11 protein-coding genes and 1 tRNA gene are annotated in these 14,308 nt (G+C 69.1%); 5 read left to right on the top strand and 7 right to left on the bottom strand.

Features of this window, described 5'->3' with window-relative positions:
* Positions 1–59: 59 nt before the first annotated feature.
* The 6 genes from MCBMB27_RS09820 to MCBMB27_RS09795 form a co-directional block, all read right to left on the bottom strand.
* A complete protein-coding gene (locus MCBMB27_RS09820; protein ID WP_075380311.1) occupies positions 60–839 on the bottom strand; it encodes a lysophospholipid acyltransferase family protein in 780 nt (259 codons plus the stop codon).
* 74 nt (positions 840–913) lie between these two features.
* Positions 914–1,432, bottom strand: coding sequence for a hypothetical protein (locus tag MCBMB27_RS09815; protein ID WP_043353149.1), 519 nt, complete (start codon positions 1,430–1,432; stop codon positions 914–916).
* Between the two features lie 106 nt (positions 1,433–1,538).
* Entirely contained in the window at positions 1,539–4,736 is a 3,198-nt protein-coding gene (locus tag MCBMB27_RS09810; RefSeq protein WP_043380596.1) for an efflux RND transporter permease subunit, read from the bottom strand.
* A 107-nt stretch (positions 4,737–4,843) separates the two neighbouring features.
* Positions 4,844–5,998, bottom strand: coding sequence for an efflux RND transporter periplasmic adaptor subunit (locus tag MCBMB27_RS09805; RefSeq protein ID WP_043380594.1), 1,155 nt, complete (start codon positions 5,996–5,998; stop codon positions 4,844–4,846).
* A gap of 145 nt (positions 5,999–6,143) precedes the next feature.
* Complete coding sequence (locus tag MCBMB27_RS09800) at positions 6,144–6,464, bottom strand: rhodanese-like domain-containing protein (RefSeq protein ID WP_075380310.1); 321 nt, start codon at positions 6,462–6,464, stop codon at positions 6,144–6,146.
* 138 nt (positions 6,465–6,602) lie between these two features.
* Entirely contained in the window at positions 6,603–7,883 is a 1,281-nt protein-coding gene (locus MCBMB27_RS09795; protein WP_075380309.1) for a glycosyltransferase family 4 protein, read from the bottom strand.
* A 152-nt stretch (positions 7,884–8,035) separates the two neighbouring features.
* On the opposite strand from MCBMB27_RS09795, the gene MCBMB27_RS09790 reads away from it, so the two are divergent.
* Positions 8,036–8,112, top strand: a tRNA-Pro gene (locus MCBMB27_RS09790).
* 516 nt (positions 8,113–8,628) lie between these two features.
* Here MCBMB27_RS09790 and MCBMB27_RS29535 read toward each other — a convergent pair.
* Positions 8,629–8,775, bottom strand: coding sequence for a hypothetical protein (locus MCBMB27_RS29535; protein WP_159020313.1), 147 nt, complete (start codon positions 8,773–8,775; stop codon positions 8,629–8,631).
* A 560-nt stretch (positions 8,776–9,335) separates the two neighbouring features.
* Between MCBMB27_RS29535 and MCBMB27_RS09785 the strand changes: the two genes are divergently transcribed.
* The 4 genes from MCBMB27_RS09785 (at position 9,336) to MCBMB27_RS09770 (ending at position 14,192) form a co-directional block, all read left to right on the top strand.
* Positions 9,336–9,767, top strand: coding sequence for a helix-turn-helix domain-containing protein (locus MCBMB27_RS09785; protein WP_043353136.1), 432 nt, complete (start codon positions 9,336–9,338; stop codon positions 9,765–9,767).
* Between the two features lie 255 nt (positions 9,768–10,022).
* Positions 10,023–11,594, top strand: coding sequence for a putative bifunctional diguanylate cyclase/phosphodiesterase (locus MCBMB27_RS09780; protein WP_053610277.1), 1,572 nt, complete (start codon positions 10,023–10,025; stop codon positions 11,592–11,594).
* Positions 11,595–11,848: 254 nt separating this feature from the next.
* Positions 11,849–12,514, top strand: a complete 666-nt coding sequence (locus MCBMB27_RS09775) for an SCO family protein (protein ID WP_075380308.1) — start codon at positions 11,849–11,851, stop codon at positions 12,512–12,514.
* Between the two features lie 88 nt (positions 12,515–12,602).
* A complete protein-coding gene (locus MCBMB27_RS09770) occupies positions 12,603–14,192 on the top strand; it encodes an OpgD/OpgG family glucan biosynthesis protein (RefSeq protein ID WP_075380307.1) in 1,590 nt (529 codons plus the stop codon).
* Positions 14,193–14,308 lie beyond the last annotated feature (116 nt).

The raw sequence follows: 14,308 nt of genomic DNA, 5'->3' as shown, positions 1-14,308 counted from the left end.
CCGTTATCCACAAGCTGGCTCAGCGCCACCGGGGACGGAACGCGGCGGTTGCGCGGGGCTCAGCGGCGCGGCGCGGCCACGGCCGGTGCCTCGTCCGCCGGTACGGCATGGCCGTCTGCCGCGCAGCCTGCGATGCCGCCGTCGACGAGGGCGTTCGAGGCCGTCTCGAGCCGATCCTGGACCAGCGCCTGGAACTCCTGGCGGGGCAGGCCGGGCGGGATGGGCGGCAGGAATTCGATCACCGCCGTGCCCGGCCGGCGCACGAGGCTGTTGCGCGACCAGAACAGGCCGGTGTTCAGCGCGACGGGCAGGCAGGGGACCTTCAGGGCGGTGTAGAGATGCGAGAGTCCCTGCTTGTAGGCGGGCGGCGCGCCGACCGGCCGGCGGGTGCCCTCGGGAAAGATGATGAGCTGGCGCCCGTCCTGGATCGCCGCGCCGGCCGCGGCATTCATCAGGCTCATGGCCCGGGTGCCCTTGGACCGGTCGATCGCCACCATGCCGCTGCGCGACAAGTACCAGCCGATCAGGGGGATCAGCAGCAGCTCCTTCTTCAGGACGTAGGCGAAGTTCGGCAGCACCGTGCAGAGGGCCAGGGTCTCAAGGGCCGACTGGTGCTTGGCCGCCACCAGCAGGGGACCCGTCGGGATGTTCTCCAGCCCACGGAACTCGACCCGCGTTCCGGCGACGACGCGCAGCAGCCACAGGGTGATCCGCCCCCAGGCGCGGGCCAGCCGCAGAACCGACCGGCCGGAGACCAGCATGGGCAGGCCGGCGACCGCCAGGACCGCCGTGACGGCGTAGAAGCAGATGTTGAAGGCGAGGGAGCGCAGGGCGAGCATCGGATACCGTGTCGTAGCGGCCTCCTGTAGCGCGCCCGCGTGTCCGCGGCCAAGGGCGACGTCGCCGGGAGCCGTCAGGCATCCTCGGAGAGGTCGGCCTCGCGGATGCGCCCGGCGCCGCGCCCCGCGACCAGCCAGTAGACCAAGCCCGCACTCGCGCCGACCACGAACAGGATCAGCGTCAGGCGCACCTCGCCGGCGAGGAGGGCGGCATCCCGGGTTGCCCCGCCGGACCGGAGCGCGCCGCGAGTCAGCCAGGGGAGGGCGGCGGTGAGCAGGCCGCAGCCGGCGCCGTACCACAGGAGGCCGCGACATCCGAGGATCTCCCCGCCGAGACCGATCAGGGCCGGGGGCACGAACAGCAGCACGAACAGCGCCTTGGCGAGGCCGGCGACGAACAGGGCGAGTCCCTCCGGCGGGAGCCCGGCCGAGAGGTCCGACAGGGCCATGTCGAGGCCGGCGAGCGCCCCGCCGCTCAGCCAGGCCTGCGCGGCCGGATCGACGAGCAGCGCCAGGACGAGAACCACGAAGCCCGCCGGAACAGCGAGCAGGAGGGCGAAGGCCCCGAGAATGAGGCGACCGAGGGCGTGCATGGCGCCAGCCTCTACACCGGGCGCGCCCGCCCGTCGCGCGAAAGCCGCGCCCGATCCTCGCGGATCCGGCACGGCTTCCAGGATACGGCAGCCGAGAGTGTGCCCGTCAGCCGTGCGCGGGCGCGGCGCCGCCGGAATCACCGTGGGTGTGCTTCTTCCGGAACCGCCCGATCCAGAGCGAGAAGTGGCGGATCACCACGTAGAAGACCGGCGTGAGGAACAGGCCGAAGAAGGTCGCGCCGATCATCCCGAAGAACACCGCCGTGCCGAGCGCCTGACGCATCTCGGCGCCGGGGCCGGTGGCGATCACCAGCGGCAGGGTGCCCAGGATGAACGCGAAGGCGGTCATCAGGATCGGGCGCAGGCGCAGGCGGCAGGCTTCCACCGCCGCCTCCACCGGGCCGCGATGCTCCCGCTGCTCGATGTCGTGGGCGAACTCGACGATCAGGATCGCGTTCTTCGCCGCGAGGCCGATGAGCACGATCAGGCCGATCTGGGTCAGGATGTTGTTGTCCTGGCCGCGGAACTGCACGCCCGCGAGCGCCGCCAGCACCCCGGTCGGCACCACCAGCAGGATCGCCAGCGGCAGCGCCCAGGATTCGTACTGCGCGGCGAGGACGAGGAAGACCAGCAGCACGCCGAGGGCGAAGACCGCGCCCGCGGTGCCGCTCGCGGCCTTCTGCTGGTAGGCGATCTCGGTCCAGTCGTAGGAGTAGCCGTCGGGCAAAGCCTTCTTGGCGATCTCCTCCATGGCGGTCAGCGCCTGACCAGTCGAGACGCCCGGCTTGGCCACGCCCTGGACCGGGACCGAGTAGTAGAGGTTGAACCGCTGCACGATCTGCGGACCGGTCACGTCCCGCACCGAGGCGAGGGTGCCCATGGGCACCAGCGCGCCGGTGGAGGAGCGCACCTTGATCTGCGAGATGTCCTGCACCGAGGTGCGGAACGCCGCGTCGCCCTGCAGGCGCACCTGATAGATCCGGCCCAGCGTGTTGAAGTCGTTGACGTAGGTGCCGCCGAGATCCGCCTGGACCGACGAGAACACGTTCGCCAGCGGCACGTTCAGCATCCGGGCGATGGTACGGTCGATGTCGAGGAACAGCTGCGGCGTCGAGTTATCGAAGGTCGTGAAGACGCGCTGCACGTCCGCGCTCTGGTTGGCCTGAGCGATCACCTCGCCGGCCGCGGCCATGAGCGGGCCGATATCCGACGACTGGCGGCTCTCGATCTGCATCTTGAAGCCGCCGCCGTTGCCGAGGCCGCGGACGGGCGGCGGCGGGATCACGATGACCCGCGCCTCCTGGATGTCGGAGGTGGCCTTCAGCACGTCGCCGGTGATGACGGCCGCGCTTCGACCGACCTCCGCGCGCTCCTTCGCCCCCTTGAGGGTCAGGAACATCACGCCGGCATTGGTCGTGTTGGTGAAGGTCGCGCCGTCGAAGCCCGCGATGATCACCGCGTTGGCCACGCCGTCGACGGTCCGGGCCTGCTTGGCGGCGCGCAGACACACCTCAGTGGTGCGGTCGAGGGACGAGCCGGACGGGAGCTGGACGACGCCGATCAGGTAACCCTGGTCCTGGTCCGGGATGAAGCCCGTGGGCGTCGTCTGCGCCAGATGGAGCGTCCCGGCGATCACGGCCGCATAGACCAGCAGCATCACGCCCAGGCCGACGATGCCGCCGGTCAGGACGCGGATCGTCCGGCCGTAGGCGTTCGACGTCGCGTCGAAGGCGCGGTTGAAGCCGTTCGCCAGCCAGTTCACGAACCGCGTCAGGAAGAATTTCGGCTCCTTGCGCGCATGATGCGGGACCAGCAGCAGCTTGCAGAGCGCCGGCGACAGGGTCAGCGAGTTGAAGGCCGAGATCAGCGTCGAGGCCGCGATGGTCAGCGCGAACTGCTTGTAGAACTGGCCCGAGATGCCCGGGATGAACGCCGTGGGCACGAACACCGCGGCGAGCACCAGCGCGATGGCGATGACCGCGCCGCCGACCTCGTCCATGGTCTTGTGGGCGGCGTCCCCCGGCGACAGGCCCTCGGCCATGTTGCGCTCGACGTTCTCCACCACCACGATGGCGTCGTCGACCACGATGCCGATGGCGAGAACCAGCCCGAACAGGGTCAGGTTGTTCAGCGAGAAGCCGAAGGCCGCCATCGCCGCGAAGGTGCCGATCAGCGACACGGGAATCGCGATCACCGGAATCAGCGCGGTGCGCCAGCTCTGGAGGAAGACCAGCACCACGATGACGACGAGGCCGACGGCCTCGAACAGGGTCTTGTAGACCTCGTGGATCGATTCCTCGATGAACTCCGTCGGGTTGTAGGCGATGCGGTACTCGACGTCCGGCGGGAATTTCTTCTTGACCTCCTCCATCACCTTCTTGACCGACGCCGCCGCGTCCAGGGCGTTCGTGCCCGGCCGCTGGAAGGCGCCGATGCCCACCGCGGGCGTGTCGTTGAGGAACGAGTTGGTCGTGTAGTCCTTCTGCCCCATCTCGACGCGGGCGATGTCCTTCACCCGGACGAGGCGTCCGTCCTGCGCCTTGATGATCACCTCGGCGAACTGCTCGGGCGTCTTGAACCGCGCCTGCGACTGAACGACGAGCTGGAACGCCTCGCTCTTGGCCGCGGGCGGACCGTTGAGTTGGCCGGCCGCCACCTGGACGTTCTGCTCCTGCAGGGCCGTGGTGACGTCGGTGACCGACAGGCCGTAGGCGGCGAGCTTGTTGGGATCGACCCAGATGCGCTCGGCATACTCGTTGCCGCCGAAGATCGTGATGTCGCCGACGCCGTCGAGGCGCAGCAGCTCGTCGCGGATGTTCAGGTAGATGTAGTTGGCGAGGTAGTTCTGGTCGTAGGTCTTGTTCGGCGAGAGCAGGTGCACGACCAGCATCAGGTCGGGGGAGGCCTTGCGCACCGTGACGCCGAGGTTGCGCACGTCCGGCGGCAGGCGCGGCTGCGCCACCGAGAGCCGGTTCTGCACCAGCACGTTGGCGATATCGAGGTTGGTGCCGACCTTGAAGGTCACGGTCAGCAGCATGTTGCCGTCGTTGGTCGACAACGACGTCATGTAGAGCATGTTGTCGACGCCGTTGACCTCCTGCTCGATCGGCGTCGCGATCGTGGCGGCCACGGTCTCGGCATTAGCGCCCGGATAGGAGGCGCGCACCGTCACGGTCGGAGGCACGATCTCGGGATACTGCGAGACCGGGAGGCTCTCGTAGGCCACGAAGCCGAGGATCAGGAACACGATCGACGTGACGGACGCGAAGATCGGCCTGTCGACGAAGAAATGGGCGAAACGCATCGGTCAAACCTCTGAGGCCCGCCGGTCTCCCGGACGGGGCCCTGCGTCGTCGGTGCGGGGCGCACCCTGGGGCGCGCACGAAGGCATTCGTGACGAGCCGCGCGGGCTCAGGTCTTGCTCGGCGGCAACTCGACGGTCTCGGGCGTGACCTTCGCCCCCGGCCGGACCCGGGCGAGGCCGTTGACCACGATGGTCTCGTCGCCCTTCAGCCCCGACTGGATCACCCGGTAGCCGTCGACCTTCGGTCCCAGCACGACATCCTTCTGCTGGATGACGTTCTCGGGCCCCACCACGTAGACGATGCGCTTGTCCTGGTTGGCGGCAACCGCCTCGTCGGGGACCAGCACGCCCTGGAAGGGCTTCGTCGCCGGCATCGCGACGATGCCGAACAGGCCCGGCTTGATGAACAGGTCGGCGTTCGGGACGGTGGCGCGCAGCAGGATCGTGCCGGTGGCGTTGTCGACGCGGTTGTCGACGAAGTCGAGGGTGCCCTTGCGGGTCGGCTTCGCCTCGCCGGACAGCGAGATCAGGATCGGCACGCCCTTGCCCTGCTGGGTCTGGCCCATCCCGATGCCGAGGCTGTTCTGGTACTTGAGGAACGCCTTCTCATCGACCGTGTAGCTGAAATAGATCGGATCGAGCGAGACGATCGTGGTCAGCATCGTCTGGTCGGCGCTGACGATGTTGCCCTCGGTCACGAGGCGCCGGCTGATGCGGCCGTTGATGGGCGCCTTCACCTCGCTGAAATCGTAGTTCAGCTGGGCGTTGTTGAGGGCGGCCTGCGCGCTGTCGACGTCGGCCTGGGCCGTCTGGGAGGCCTGCCGGCGCTGGTCGGTCACCTGTTCGGAGATGTTGCCGCTGCGGGACAGGGTCTGCGCGCGCTCGAGATCCGTCTGCGAGAAGGACTGGCGCGCCTTGGCCGAGGCCAGCGCGGCCTGGGCCTGCTCCAGGGCCGCCTTGTAGGGCCGCCGGTCGATGACGAACAGCACATCCCCCTTCTTCACCGTCTGGCCGTCGACGAAGTTGATCTTCTCGAGATATCCGGTGACGCGGGCCCGGACCTCGACGTAATCGATCGCGTCGAAGCGACCGGTATACTGGTCCTGCTCGACGATCTGGCGCACCACGGGCTTGGCCACGGTGACCTTCGGCGGCGGCCCGCCCGGCGCCTGGGCGCGGGCCGCCGGGGTGAGGGGACCTGCCGCGAGACCCGCGACGAGGGCTGACAAGAGGGTGAGAAGGCTGGGAAGCCGGCTGCGCATCGGGTCCTGCTGTCCGTTGGCTGACCGTGCGGTCGCGCCGAGCTTGACGATTGTTCCGCCGCGGGTGCGGCCTAACCCGCGCGCCACGCTGTTGCTTGTGCGCGAGCGCACATCACGGTCTCGTGTACCGGATTGAATCCGCAGGTCAGGCGATCGTCTCACCTGCGCTGTACCAGTCCTTGAACCCGCCTTTGTAGTGTTCGGCGAGATTGAGTCCGGCATTCTGCACGGCCATCAGCGCGTGGATCGAGCGGACGCCCGAGCCGCACGAGAAGACCGCGCGCCGACCATCGGCGGCCACGAGATCCGCCACCGCCTGCGGATCGAAGCTGGAGAGGGGATGCGAGACGGAACCGGGGATGTGCCCGGCCTCGAATTCGTGCGGCTCACGCACATCGATGATCAGCATCGAGCCGTCGCTGAGCCCGCGCTTGACCGTATCGCGATCGAGGTCGACCACCCGCATCGGCAGGATCTCCGTTCCGCCCGCTCTCGGCCAGGCTGGTTGACTGACGCTTTTCCTTATTCGTCAGACCCGAGCGGCGCAACTTGTGCGGCCGGGCGCGCAGGCGGCGCGACCGGACATCGGACCGGAACGGCTCGGTCAGAGCATGGCCAGGGTGGGGGTCACGGCGGCGAAATGCGCGGGCCAGTCCGGCGGTCGATATCCGTCCAGACGTCCCGCCAGTTCGGCGCGCAGGGACGCGGCGGGCTGCGCAAGCGCCTCGATCGCTTCGATCCAGCCCGGCCCGTCCAGAGGGTCGCGGAACAGGGCGAACCCGTCGGCGATCTCCCGATGGACGGGGATGTCGGAGGCGATGACCGGCAGCCCCGAAGCCGCGGCCTCGACCACGGGGATGCCGTAGCCCTCCGTGAAGGACGGCATCAGCAATCCCGTGCAGCTGCGCATCAGCGCGGCCAGCCCGTGCGTGGACAACCCCGACGCCTCGATGACATGGGCCTGCACGCCAGGGCAGCGTTCGAGCATGTCGATCGCGCTCTCGGCCTCCCAGCCCCGGCGCCCGACGACGATGAGCCGGGGCGTGGCAGCCCCGTGCCGCTCGGCCAAGTGCCGCCAGATCTGGAACAGCAGCAGGTGGTTCTTGCGCGATTCGATGGTGCCGCAGACCAGGAAGGTCGGCCGGTCCGGCCTGAACCGCGGTCCCGTGCGCCCGAAGGCGGGCTCGACCCCGAGATGGCCCACGGCCACCGGCGGCCGGCCGAACCCCTCGGCGGCGAGATGCGCGAGGGTGCGCCGGCCGGTATCCTCCGAATTCACCAGGATCGCGGCGGCGTGCCGGCCGATCGTGCGCAGGCGCGCCCGGTGGCGGTCGGCCTCGCCGGACCGGCCGTATTCGGGATGGGTGATCGGGATCAGATCGTGGACGAAGAAGGCGGCCCGCACGTCCCGCCGCGTGTAGAGCCAGTCGAACCGCCGCGGATCGTCGAGGCGCAGATGCGAGGTGTGGAGGTAGAGCGCATCCCGGGGCAGCGTGGCGACCGACCGGCCGCGCAGGGCGATGTCGAGCGTCTTCCGCGCTTGGATCCGCCGCCGGTCGGCGATGTTGGCCGGCGTCTCCGAGAGGGCTGCCGGTCCCGCGGCCGGATCCCCGCAGAGGGCGGCGAGCCGCCGATAGACCGGGTCCGAGGCGGCGTCCCGGTCCTCGACCCAGCCGGCCGCCACCGCCTCGACGATCTCCAGAGCCTGCGCGCGATCGAGGATGCGCGGTCCGACGGCTGTGGAGACGACGCCGACACCTGTCTCGGCCGAGCCGAGGAAGGCGCGGGCGTAGGCGAGGTCGACGCGGTCGATCCCGGACGGGCTGGCGTGACGCAGGCGCGTGACGAGGCGCGTGAGATCGAAGGCGATCGGTCGGTCCGTCATGATCCTCTGGCAATCGTCGGGGCGGGGGCTCCCCGTAGCGGTCCTGATCCGCAAGTGCCAGCATCTGCCGGCCTCGCGGCACGGAACCCGGATGCCGGAAGGGGTTGCGCGGGCGCTGCGCGGAGGCTAAGAGCCGCGAGCCTAAGCGGCGTCGGAGTGTAGCGCAGCCCGGTAGCGCACCTGTCTGGGGGACAGGGGGTCGTCGGTTCAAGTCCGGCCACTCCGACCATTTTTCTTCTGCGACGCTCAGCCGGTCGCGGACCTTCTGTAGCGGCCGCCGTGCCCGCAGGCTCCCTCCATCAAGCCCGACCGAAGTGACGCAGGACGAGCGGCTCGCTCCGGGAGAGCGGAACGCCGCGCGGCTGCGATCGGACCGTGCGTCCGGCGACGAGGGCAATGCCGACCAAGCCGACCGATCCGGTCATCGCCACGGCTACGCACCACCAGAAGGCGACATCAAGCATGGCTGCTCATTAAGCTCCGACTGAGTTCGGAACTCTCGAGCCGCAGGGTAAACGGACGCTTAAACATCTGCTCAACCGAGGATTGTTTATCCCGGTGACCGCCGGGCCGCACGACCGAACCCTCGTCACGGGTTGGGCGGCCCGGATTCAACGGGCCGCGAGCCGTGAGGGTCGCGACGCGACATCCCCGCTCCGGTCAGCCTCCGCTCCCTGCCTGCAGGGTTGAGGCAGAGGGTCGCAGGGCACACGCGCCGGCGCCCAGGTGGGCACCCGGGACGCACTCAGCCGATCCGCCGCGTCGACTTGGCCGCAGCGAGTTTTCGCAGGATTCGCCGGATATGGGCGCGCAGGGCCGAGGTCTCGGCCAGCGCATCGGCCCGGAGGACGGAATCGGCAGTCTCCGAGAGGGTGGTCAGAGAGTCGGTCATCGACGCGGGCGCTGTGAATGGACGGCGAACCTACCGCTGGGGTCGGTCAATGAATACATCATTTCATAGATTTCTTTATCTCAAACTTAAAGTGTTCACCCCGCCACATAGGGAAAATCCCGACACCGGCACGGTCCTTGAGCGCGGCTTCAGCGGGCTCATGATCCTCCTGCAACACCATTAAAGTCCTGAGACGGCACGGCCGGCACCATCCCGGTTACGTCGCCGGCAGTTTCCGCGCCTGATCAGCCCGGTCCTACGCAATTCAACATCTCAGTACTCTTTATCGCTTCCGATTTCCGCTAAATCGTCGCCCGAATAGACTCAGAGTCTCGGTCGATAGCGTTTCGAGGCTGATCTGAACCGCTATTCATTGGAGCCGACAACGCGGCGTGCGCGCGACGAATGGCCCAGCCGCGCCCGGCCAATGGCCAAGGTATGCGTCCCACGCAGACTTGGCACGCGCAACTTGTTGGTGCACTAAGCATTTCTCGGTTGTGTTTTTCGCCGCCACGGCGAGTTAACTCGCGATCAATCCACCACGCCGAAAGCTCTCATCCATGTCATCCTCCCCGAAGCCCAAATCCGCCACCGACGCCGACCGCACGATCGGCGGACGCATCGCGGCGCTCCGGGTGGCGCAGGGGCTGAGCCAGACGAATCTCGGCCAAGCGATCGGCGTCAGCTTCCAGCAGGTTCAGAAGTACGAGAAGGGCCGCAACCGCATCGGTGCCGGCCGTCTCCAGGCCATCGCCGACCTGCTGAAGGTGCCGGTGGATACCTTCTTCGCCGATCTGCAGGAGAGCGGACGGGATAAGGCCGGACCTGCGGCCCTGTTCGATGATCCGAAGGTGCTCGAACTGGTCCTGGCCTTCACCAGCATCCCCGACGAGACGACCCGCAGCGGCATCCTGTCGATCGTCAAGGCGGCCGCCGCCCTTCAGGAGAGCCGCGCGAGTGCGCAGCGCGCGGAAGCCGCGGCCCGGGAGTGAGGGCGCCGGTCCGACACCCCGAACCGGCGAAACGTCCGGACGATCGCCGTTCGGGCCGCCAGCGGGATCCAGAGATGGCGGCGACCCTGCCGACGGCATGATTTGACAGGCGCGATAGAGATGCGCGCCTTAATTCAAATTAAACCAAGACCTTCGCGCGCAACGATGTAAATAGCCGACCACGTTGGACATGATATTTACGCCGCCTTAGCGGACAGCATGCTTCAAGATCGCTTCGGGAACCGGGTCCAGAACATGCCGATCGAGACGCCGACCACGTGGGGTCGCGGCGAGCTTTACGAGACCCTGTGCCTGCTCGTCATCGGCGTCGGGATCTGGTTCGTCGGCGTCACCCTCGGGACCTTCGACTACCTCAACGGTCTCGTTGCCGCCTACAACCTCACCGACCTCCTGCTGCTGGCCGCCTGCATGGGCGTCGCCCAATGCGGCGCCAGCATCCGCAAGTCGATCATCCTCCGCCGGCTGATGCTCGAACGCGCCGCCGCCGCCGCGCAGGCCGAAGCGATCGCTCGACATGACGGGCTGACGGGCCTCGCGAACCGTCGCCGCTTCATCGATGCCGTGGAGCGCGCGCATGCCTCGGCTACCGGGGATTCGGCGGTGCTGCTGATCGATCTCGACCGGTTCAAGCCGGTCAACGATCTCTACGGCCATGCTGCGGGCAACGCCGTCCTGTGCGCCGTGGCCGAGCGTCTCCAGCAGCTCGTCCCGCCGGGCGGCCTCGCGGCTCGGCTGGGCGGCGACGAATTCGCCATGCTGGTCCCGCTGCGCTACGAAAGCGAGGGGCTGAGGCGCCTCGCCCAGACTGTCATCGCGCGGATCGCCGAGCCGGTGACGTGGAACCAGAACGACCTCAAGGTCGGCGCGACGGTCGGGGTCGCCGCGGTATCGGCCGACCATGGGGATGCCGACGCGGTGCTGCATGCGGCCGACCTCGCGATGTACCAGGGCAAGAAGGACGGGCGCGGTAAATTCCGGTTCTTCCGCAGCGCCATGGACGCGGAGCTGCGGGCCCGGGCCCGCATGGAGACGGAACTCCGCAGCGCCATCGAGACCGGGGCGATCGAACCCTTCTACCAGCCGGTGGTGTCCTTGCCCGAGCGGGAGATCGTCGGCGTCGAGGTGCTGGCGCGCTGGCGCCATCCGACGCGCGGACTGGTCGCCCCCAGCGAGTTCATCCCGGTGGCGGAGGAGACCGGGATGATCGGCGATCTCAGCTACAACCTGATCCGTCGCGCCTGCCTGGATGCCCGGGCTTGGCCGCCCCACCTGATCCTGGCGGTCAACATCGCTCCGCAGCAGTTCCAGGACGCGTGGCTCGCCCAGCGGATCCTGGGGATCCTGACCGAGACCGGCTTCCCACCGCAGCGCCTCGAGGTCGAGATCACCGAGAGCGCCCTGATCCAGGACCTGGAAGCGACCCGGATGACCCTGCTGTCGCTGCGTGAGCTCGGGGTGCGCATCGCGCTGGACGATTTCGGCACCGGCTATTCGAGCCTGTACCACCTGCGTGAATTGAAGTTCGACAAGCTGAAGATCGACCGCAGCTACGTCGACGCGATCACGATGAGCGACGAGCGGGCCAAGCTGGTCGATGCCATCATCAAGCTCGGGGCGAGCCTCGGCCTCTCCACCACCGCCGAGGGGATCGAGACGGACGCGAGTTTCGACTGGCTGTCCGACCAGGGCTGCCAATTCGGCCAGGGCTACCTGTTCGGTCACGCCATGCCGAAGTCCGAGATGGACGAGATCCTCGCCACCGCGCAATCCGCGCTCCCGCTTCGGCCTCTGGCGCAGGCCTCGTAAGGGCAGTTGGCCGTCCGAGCGTCGCGGCCTCCCGTCGGCTGGCCCGAGCGGGTGGTCCCCGGGACGGCCAGGCTTCGGGGCGGCGCTCCGGCCCCTGCGACGCGCGGCCTCGCGCCGCTCCGGGTGGCCGACCGAAGCCTGGCCAACCGGCTCGGCCCGGACGTAAGACTGGCGCGGCACGGCGCGCCGCGGCCTCACGCCGGTCGACACGAACCCCATATGGGCAGCATCGACGCGCCGTCGCAGGTCACAGCATGGCACCGAGCCCCCTCGCACTCATCGCCTCCGCCGCCCTCGTTGCCGTGGTCGCCACCGGAACCGGGGCGATCGTCCTGCAGCAGGGCTCGCGGTTCAGCCATCCCCGAAAGGTGGGCGGCCCGTTCACGATGGCGGATCTCGAGGGCCGCCCGGTGACTGAGGCCGACCTCCGCGGCAAACCGGCCGTCCTGTTCTTCGGCTTCACCCACTGCCCGGATGTCTGCCCGACGACGCTCGCCACCCTGTCGACCGCCCTCGGCCGGATGGGCCGCGATGCGGATCGCCTCAACGTCGTCTTCGTCACCCTGGACCCGCAGCGCGACACGCCCGACACCCTGCGGGACTATCTCGCCTCCTTCGATCCGCGCATCCGCGGCTTCGTCGGCACGCCCGAGCAGGTCGCCCGCATGGCCGACGCCTATCACGTCGCCTACAAGCACGTGCCGACTAAGGACGGCGACTACACGATGGAGCATTCCGCCACCGTGGCGCTGTTCGACAAGTCCGGCCGCATGGTCGGCGAGATCGGCTACGGCGAGGACGAGGCCAGCGCCTTCGCCAAGCTGATAACCCTGGCGCTGCCGGGCCAATGCCCGCCGGGGGGCGGCGCCAATCTCTGGGCCACCGACGGCAGCACCGGCAGCTGCGGCCCGCGGAGCTGAGCTGCAGCCCGGGAAATTGCGCCGTGGCGCCCGCGTGGCTAGAGGGCGGCGCGGGTCGCGAGGCCCGGCCGAATCCGGGGGTCCCAGCTTGATCACGCGCCGCGTCCTGACTGCCATCGGGCTCCTCGCTCTCGCGCCGTTCCCCGGCCTCGCCAGGGCCGCCTCCGGGGGGCCGCGCCTCGCGCCGCCGGAACCCATGGATCTCGACCGGCTGAACGCTCTCGCCCGGACGCTGCGGGACCGGCCCTATGCGCCGCCGCCCGAAGCCCCGGCCTCGGCCGCCCTCGACGCCCTGACCTACGGACCGCTCCAGGAGATCCGCTACCCGCCGGGCCACGCGCTGTTCGCCGAGAGCCCGTACCCGGTGACGTTCTTCCACCTCGGCAACTTCTTCCGCCACCCCGTGAAGGTCTATGCCCTGGAGGGCGGACAGGCGCGCGAGGTGCTCTACGCCCACGACCTGTTCACCTATCCGGCCGGCAACCCGGCCAAGGACGTCCCGGACGGGGCGGGCTTCGCGGGGTTCCGCTTCCAGAAGGCGCCCGCCGGACAGCCCGGCGACGACGGCGACTGGCTGGCCTTTCTGGGGGCCTCCTACTTCCGCGCCGCCGGAGACGGCGCGCAGTACGGCGCCTCGGCCCGGGGCATCGCCATCGACACCGCGCCGGCACCGGGCAGAACCGAGGAATTCCCGGTCTTCACGCGCTTCTACGTGAGCCCGGCCGCGGACGGCGCCGTGACCGTGCTGGCGCTCCTCGAAAGTCCGAGCTTGACGGGCGCCTACCGCTTCGTCGCCCGGAAGGAGCCGCATGTCGTCATCGACGTCGCCTGCACGGTCTACATGCGCAAGTCGGTGGAGCGGTTCGGCATGGCGCCCCTGACCTCGATGCTCTGGTACTCGGAGGGCATGAGCCGCTTCCTCGCGAGCGACTGGCGGCCCGAGGTGCATGATTCCGACGGTCTGCTGATGCAGACCGGGGCCGGCGAGCTGATCTGGCGGCCGCTCAACAACCCGCACCGCCTCAGCGTCAGCGCCTTCGCGGACCGCGCTCCGAAGGGCTTCGGCCTGCTCCAGCGCGACCGCGCGTACGAGAATTACATCGACGACGGCTTCGAGGAGAACAGGCCCGACATCTGGGTCGAGCCGCAGGGCGACTGGGGCCGGGGCAGCGTCCAGCTCGTGGAGATCCCGACCCATCAGGAAACCGACGACAACATCGTCGCCCTCTGGGTACCGGACGACCCGCCTCAGGCCGGATCCGACCGCAGCTTCGCCTACCGGCTGCGCTGGCCCGTGAAGGAACCGGTCGCCACCGATCTCGCCCGCTGCGTCGCCACACGGGCCACCAAGGCCGCGTGGCTCGCGGACGGGGACCGGCGCCCGGGCCGCGCCAATCTCGTGCGGCAATTCGTGCTGGAATTCGCGGGTGCGGCCCTGTCGGGCCTCAATCCCGAGACGGCCACGGTGGCGTTGACCCTGTCGCGCGGCAGCGCCGAGGAGGTCGGCGCCACCTGGGCGCCCTACGGCAAGCCGAGCCCCTGGCGGGTCTTCTTCAAGGTCTATGCCGAGGGCCCGGAGCCCGTGGAGATGCGTCTGCAGCTCAAGTCCGGAGACCGGCTGCTCTCCGAAACCTGGGCCTACCGGTACGACCCGCAGGCGCCCGGCACGGTGCTGTGAGCCGGGCGCGGCGGATGCGGGATGCGGCGCGTGGGTCTTGAGGGCCGCAGGGCCTGCGCCCATGTCCGTCTGCGTGCCGCTTCGCCCCGCACAGGCCCCCCGCCGCATCCGAGACC

This window comes from Methylobacterium phyllosphaerae, from assembly GCF_001936175.1.
GTDB classification, from domain to species: domain Bacteria; phylum Pseudomonadota; class Alphaproteobacteria; order Rhizobiales; family Beijerinckiaceae; genus Methylobacterium; species Methylobacterium fujisawaense.
The sequence above is the reverse complement of the archived record's forward strand: the minus strand, read 5'-3'. Positions and strand labels throughout refer to the sequence as shown.

Coding starts and splice junctions, on each gene's coding strand:
- MCBMB27_RS09820 (WP_075380311.1), bottom strand. CDS start 839: ATGCTCGCCCTGCGCTCCCTCGCCTTCAACATCTGCTTCTACGCCGTC.
- MCBMB27_RS09815 (WP_043353149.1), bottom strand. CDS start 1,432: ATGCACGCCCTCGGTCGCCTCATTCTCGGGGCCTTCGCCCTCCTGCTC.
- MCBMB27_RS09810 (WP_043380596.1), bottom strand. CDS start 4,736: ATGCGTTTCGCCCATTTCTTCGTCGACAGGCCGATCTTCGCGTCCGTC.
- MCBMB27_RS09805 (WP_043380594.1), bottom strand. CDS start 5,998: ATGCGCAGCCGGCTTCCCAGCCTTCTCACCCTCTTGTCAGCCCTCGTC.
- MCBMB27_RS09800 (WP_075380310.1), bottom strand. CDS start 6,464: ATGCGGGTGGTCGACCTCGATCGCGATACGGTCAAGCGCGGGCTCAGC.
- MCBMB27_RS09795 (WP_075380309.1), bottom strand. CDS start 7,883: ATGACGGACCGACCGATCGCCTTCGATCTCACGCGCCTCGTCACGCGC.
- MCBMB27_RS29535 (WP_159020313.1), bottom strand. CDS start 8,775: ATGACCGACTCTCTGACCACCCTCTCGGAGACTGCCGATTCCGTCCTC.
- MCBMB27_RS09785 (WP_043353136.1), top strand. CDS start 9,336: ATGTCATCCTCCCCGAAGCCCAAATCCGCCACCGACGCCGACCGCACG.
- MCBMB27_RS09780 (WP_053610277.1), top strand. CDS start 10,023: ATGCCGATCGAGACGCCGACCACGTGGGGTCGCGGCGAGCTTTACGAG.
- MCBMB27_RS09775 (WP_075380308.1), top strand. CDS start 11,849: ATGGCACCGAGCCCCCTCGCACTCATCGCCTCCGCCGCCCTCGTTGCC.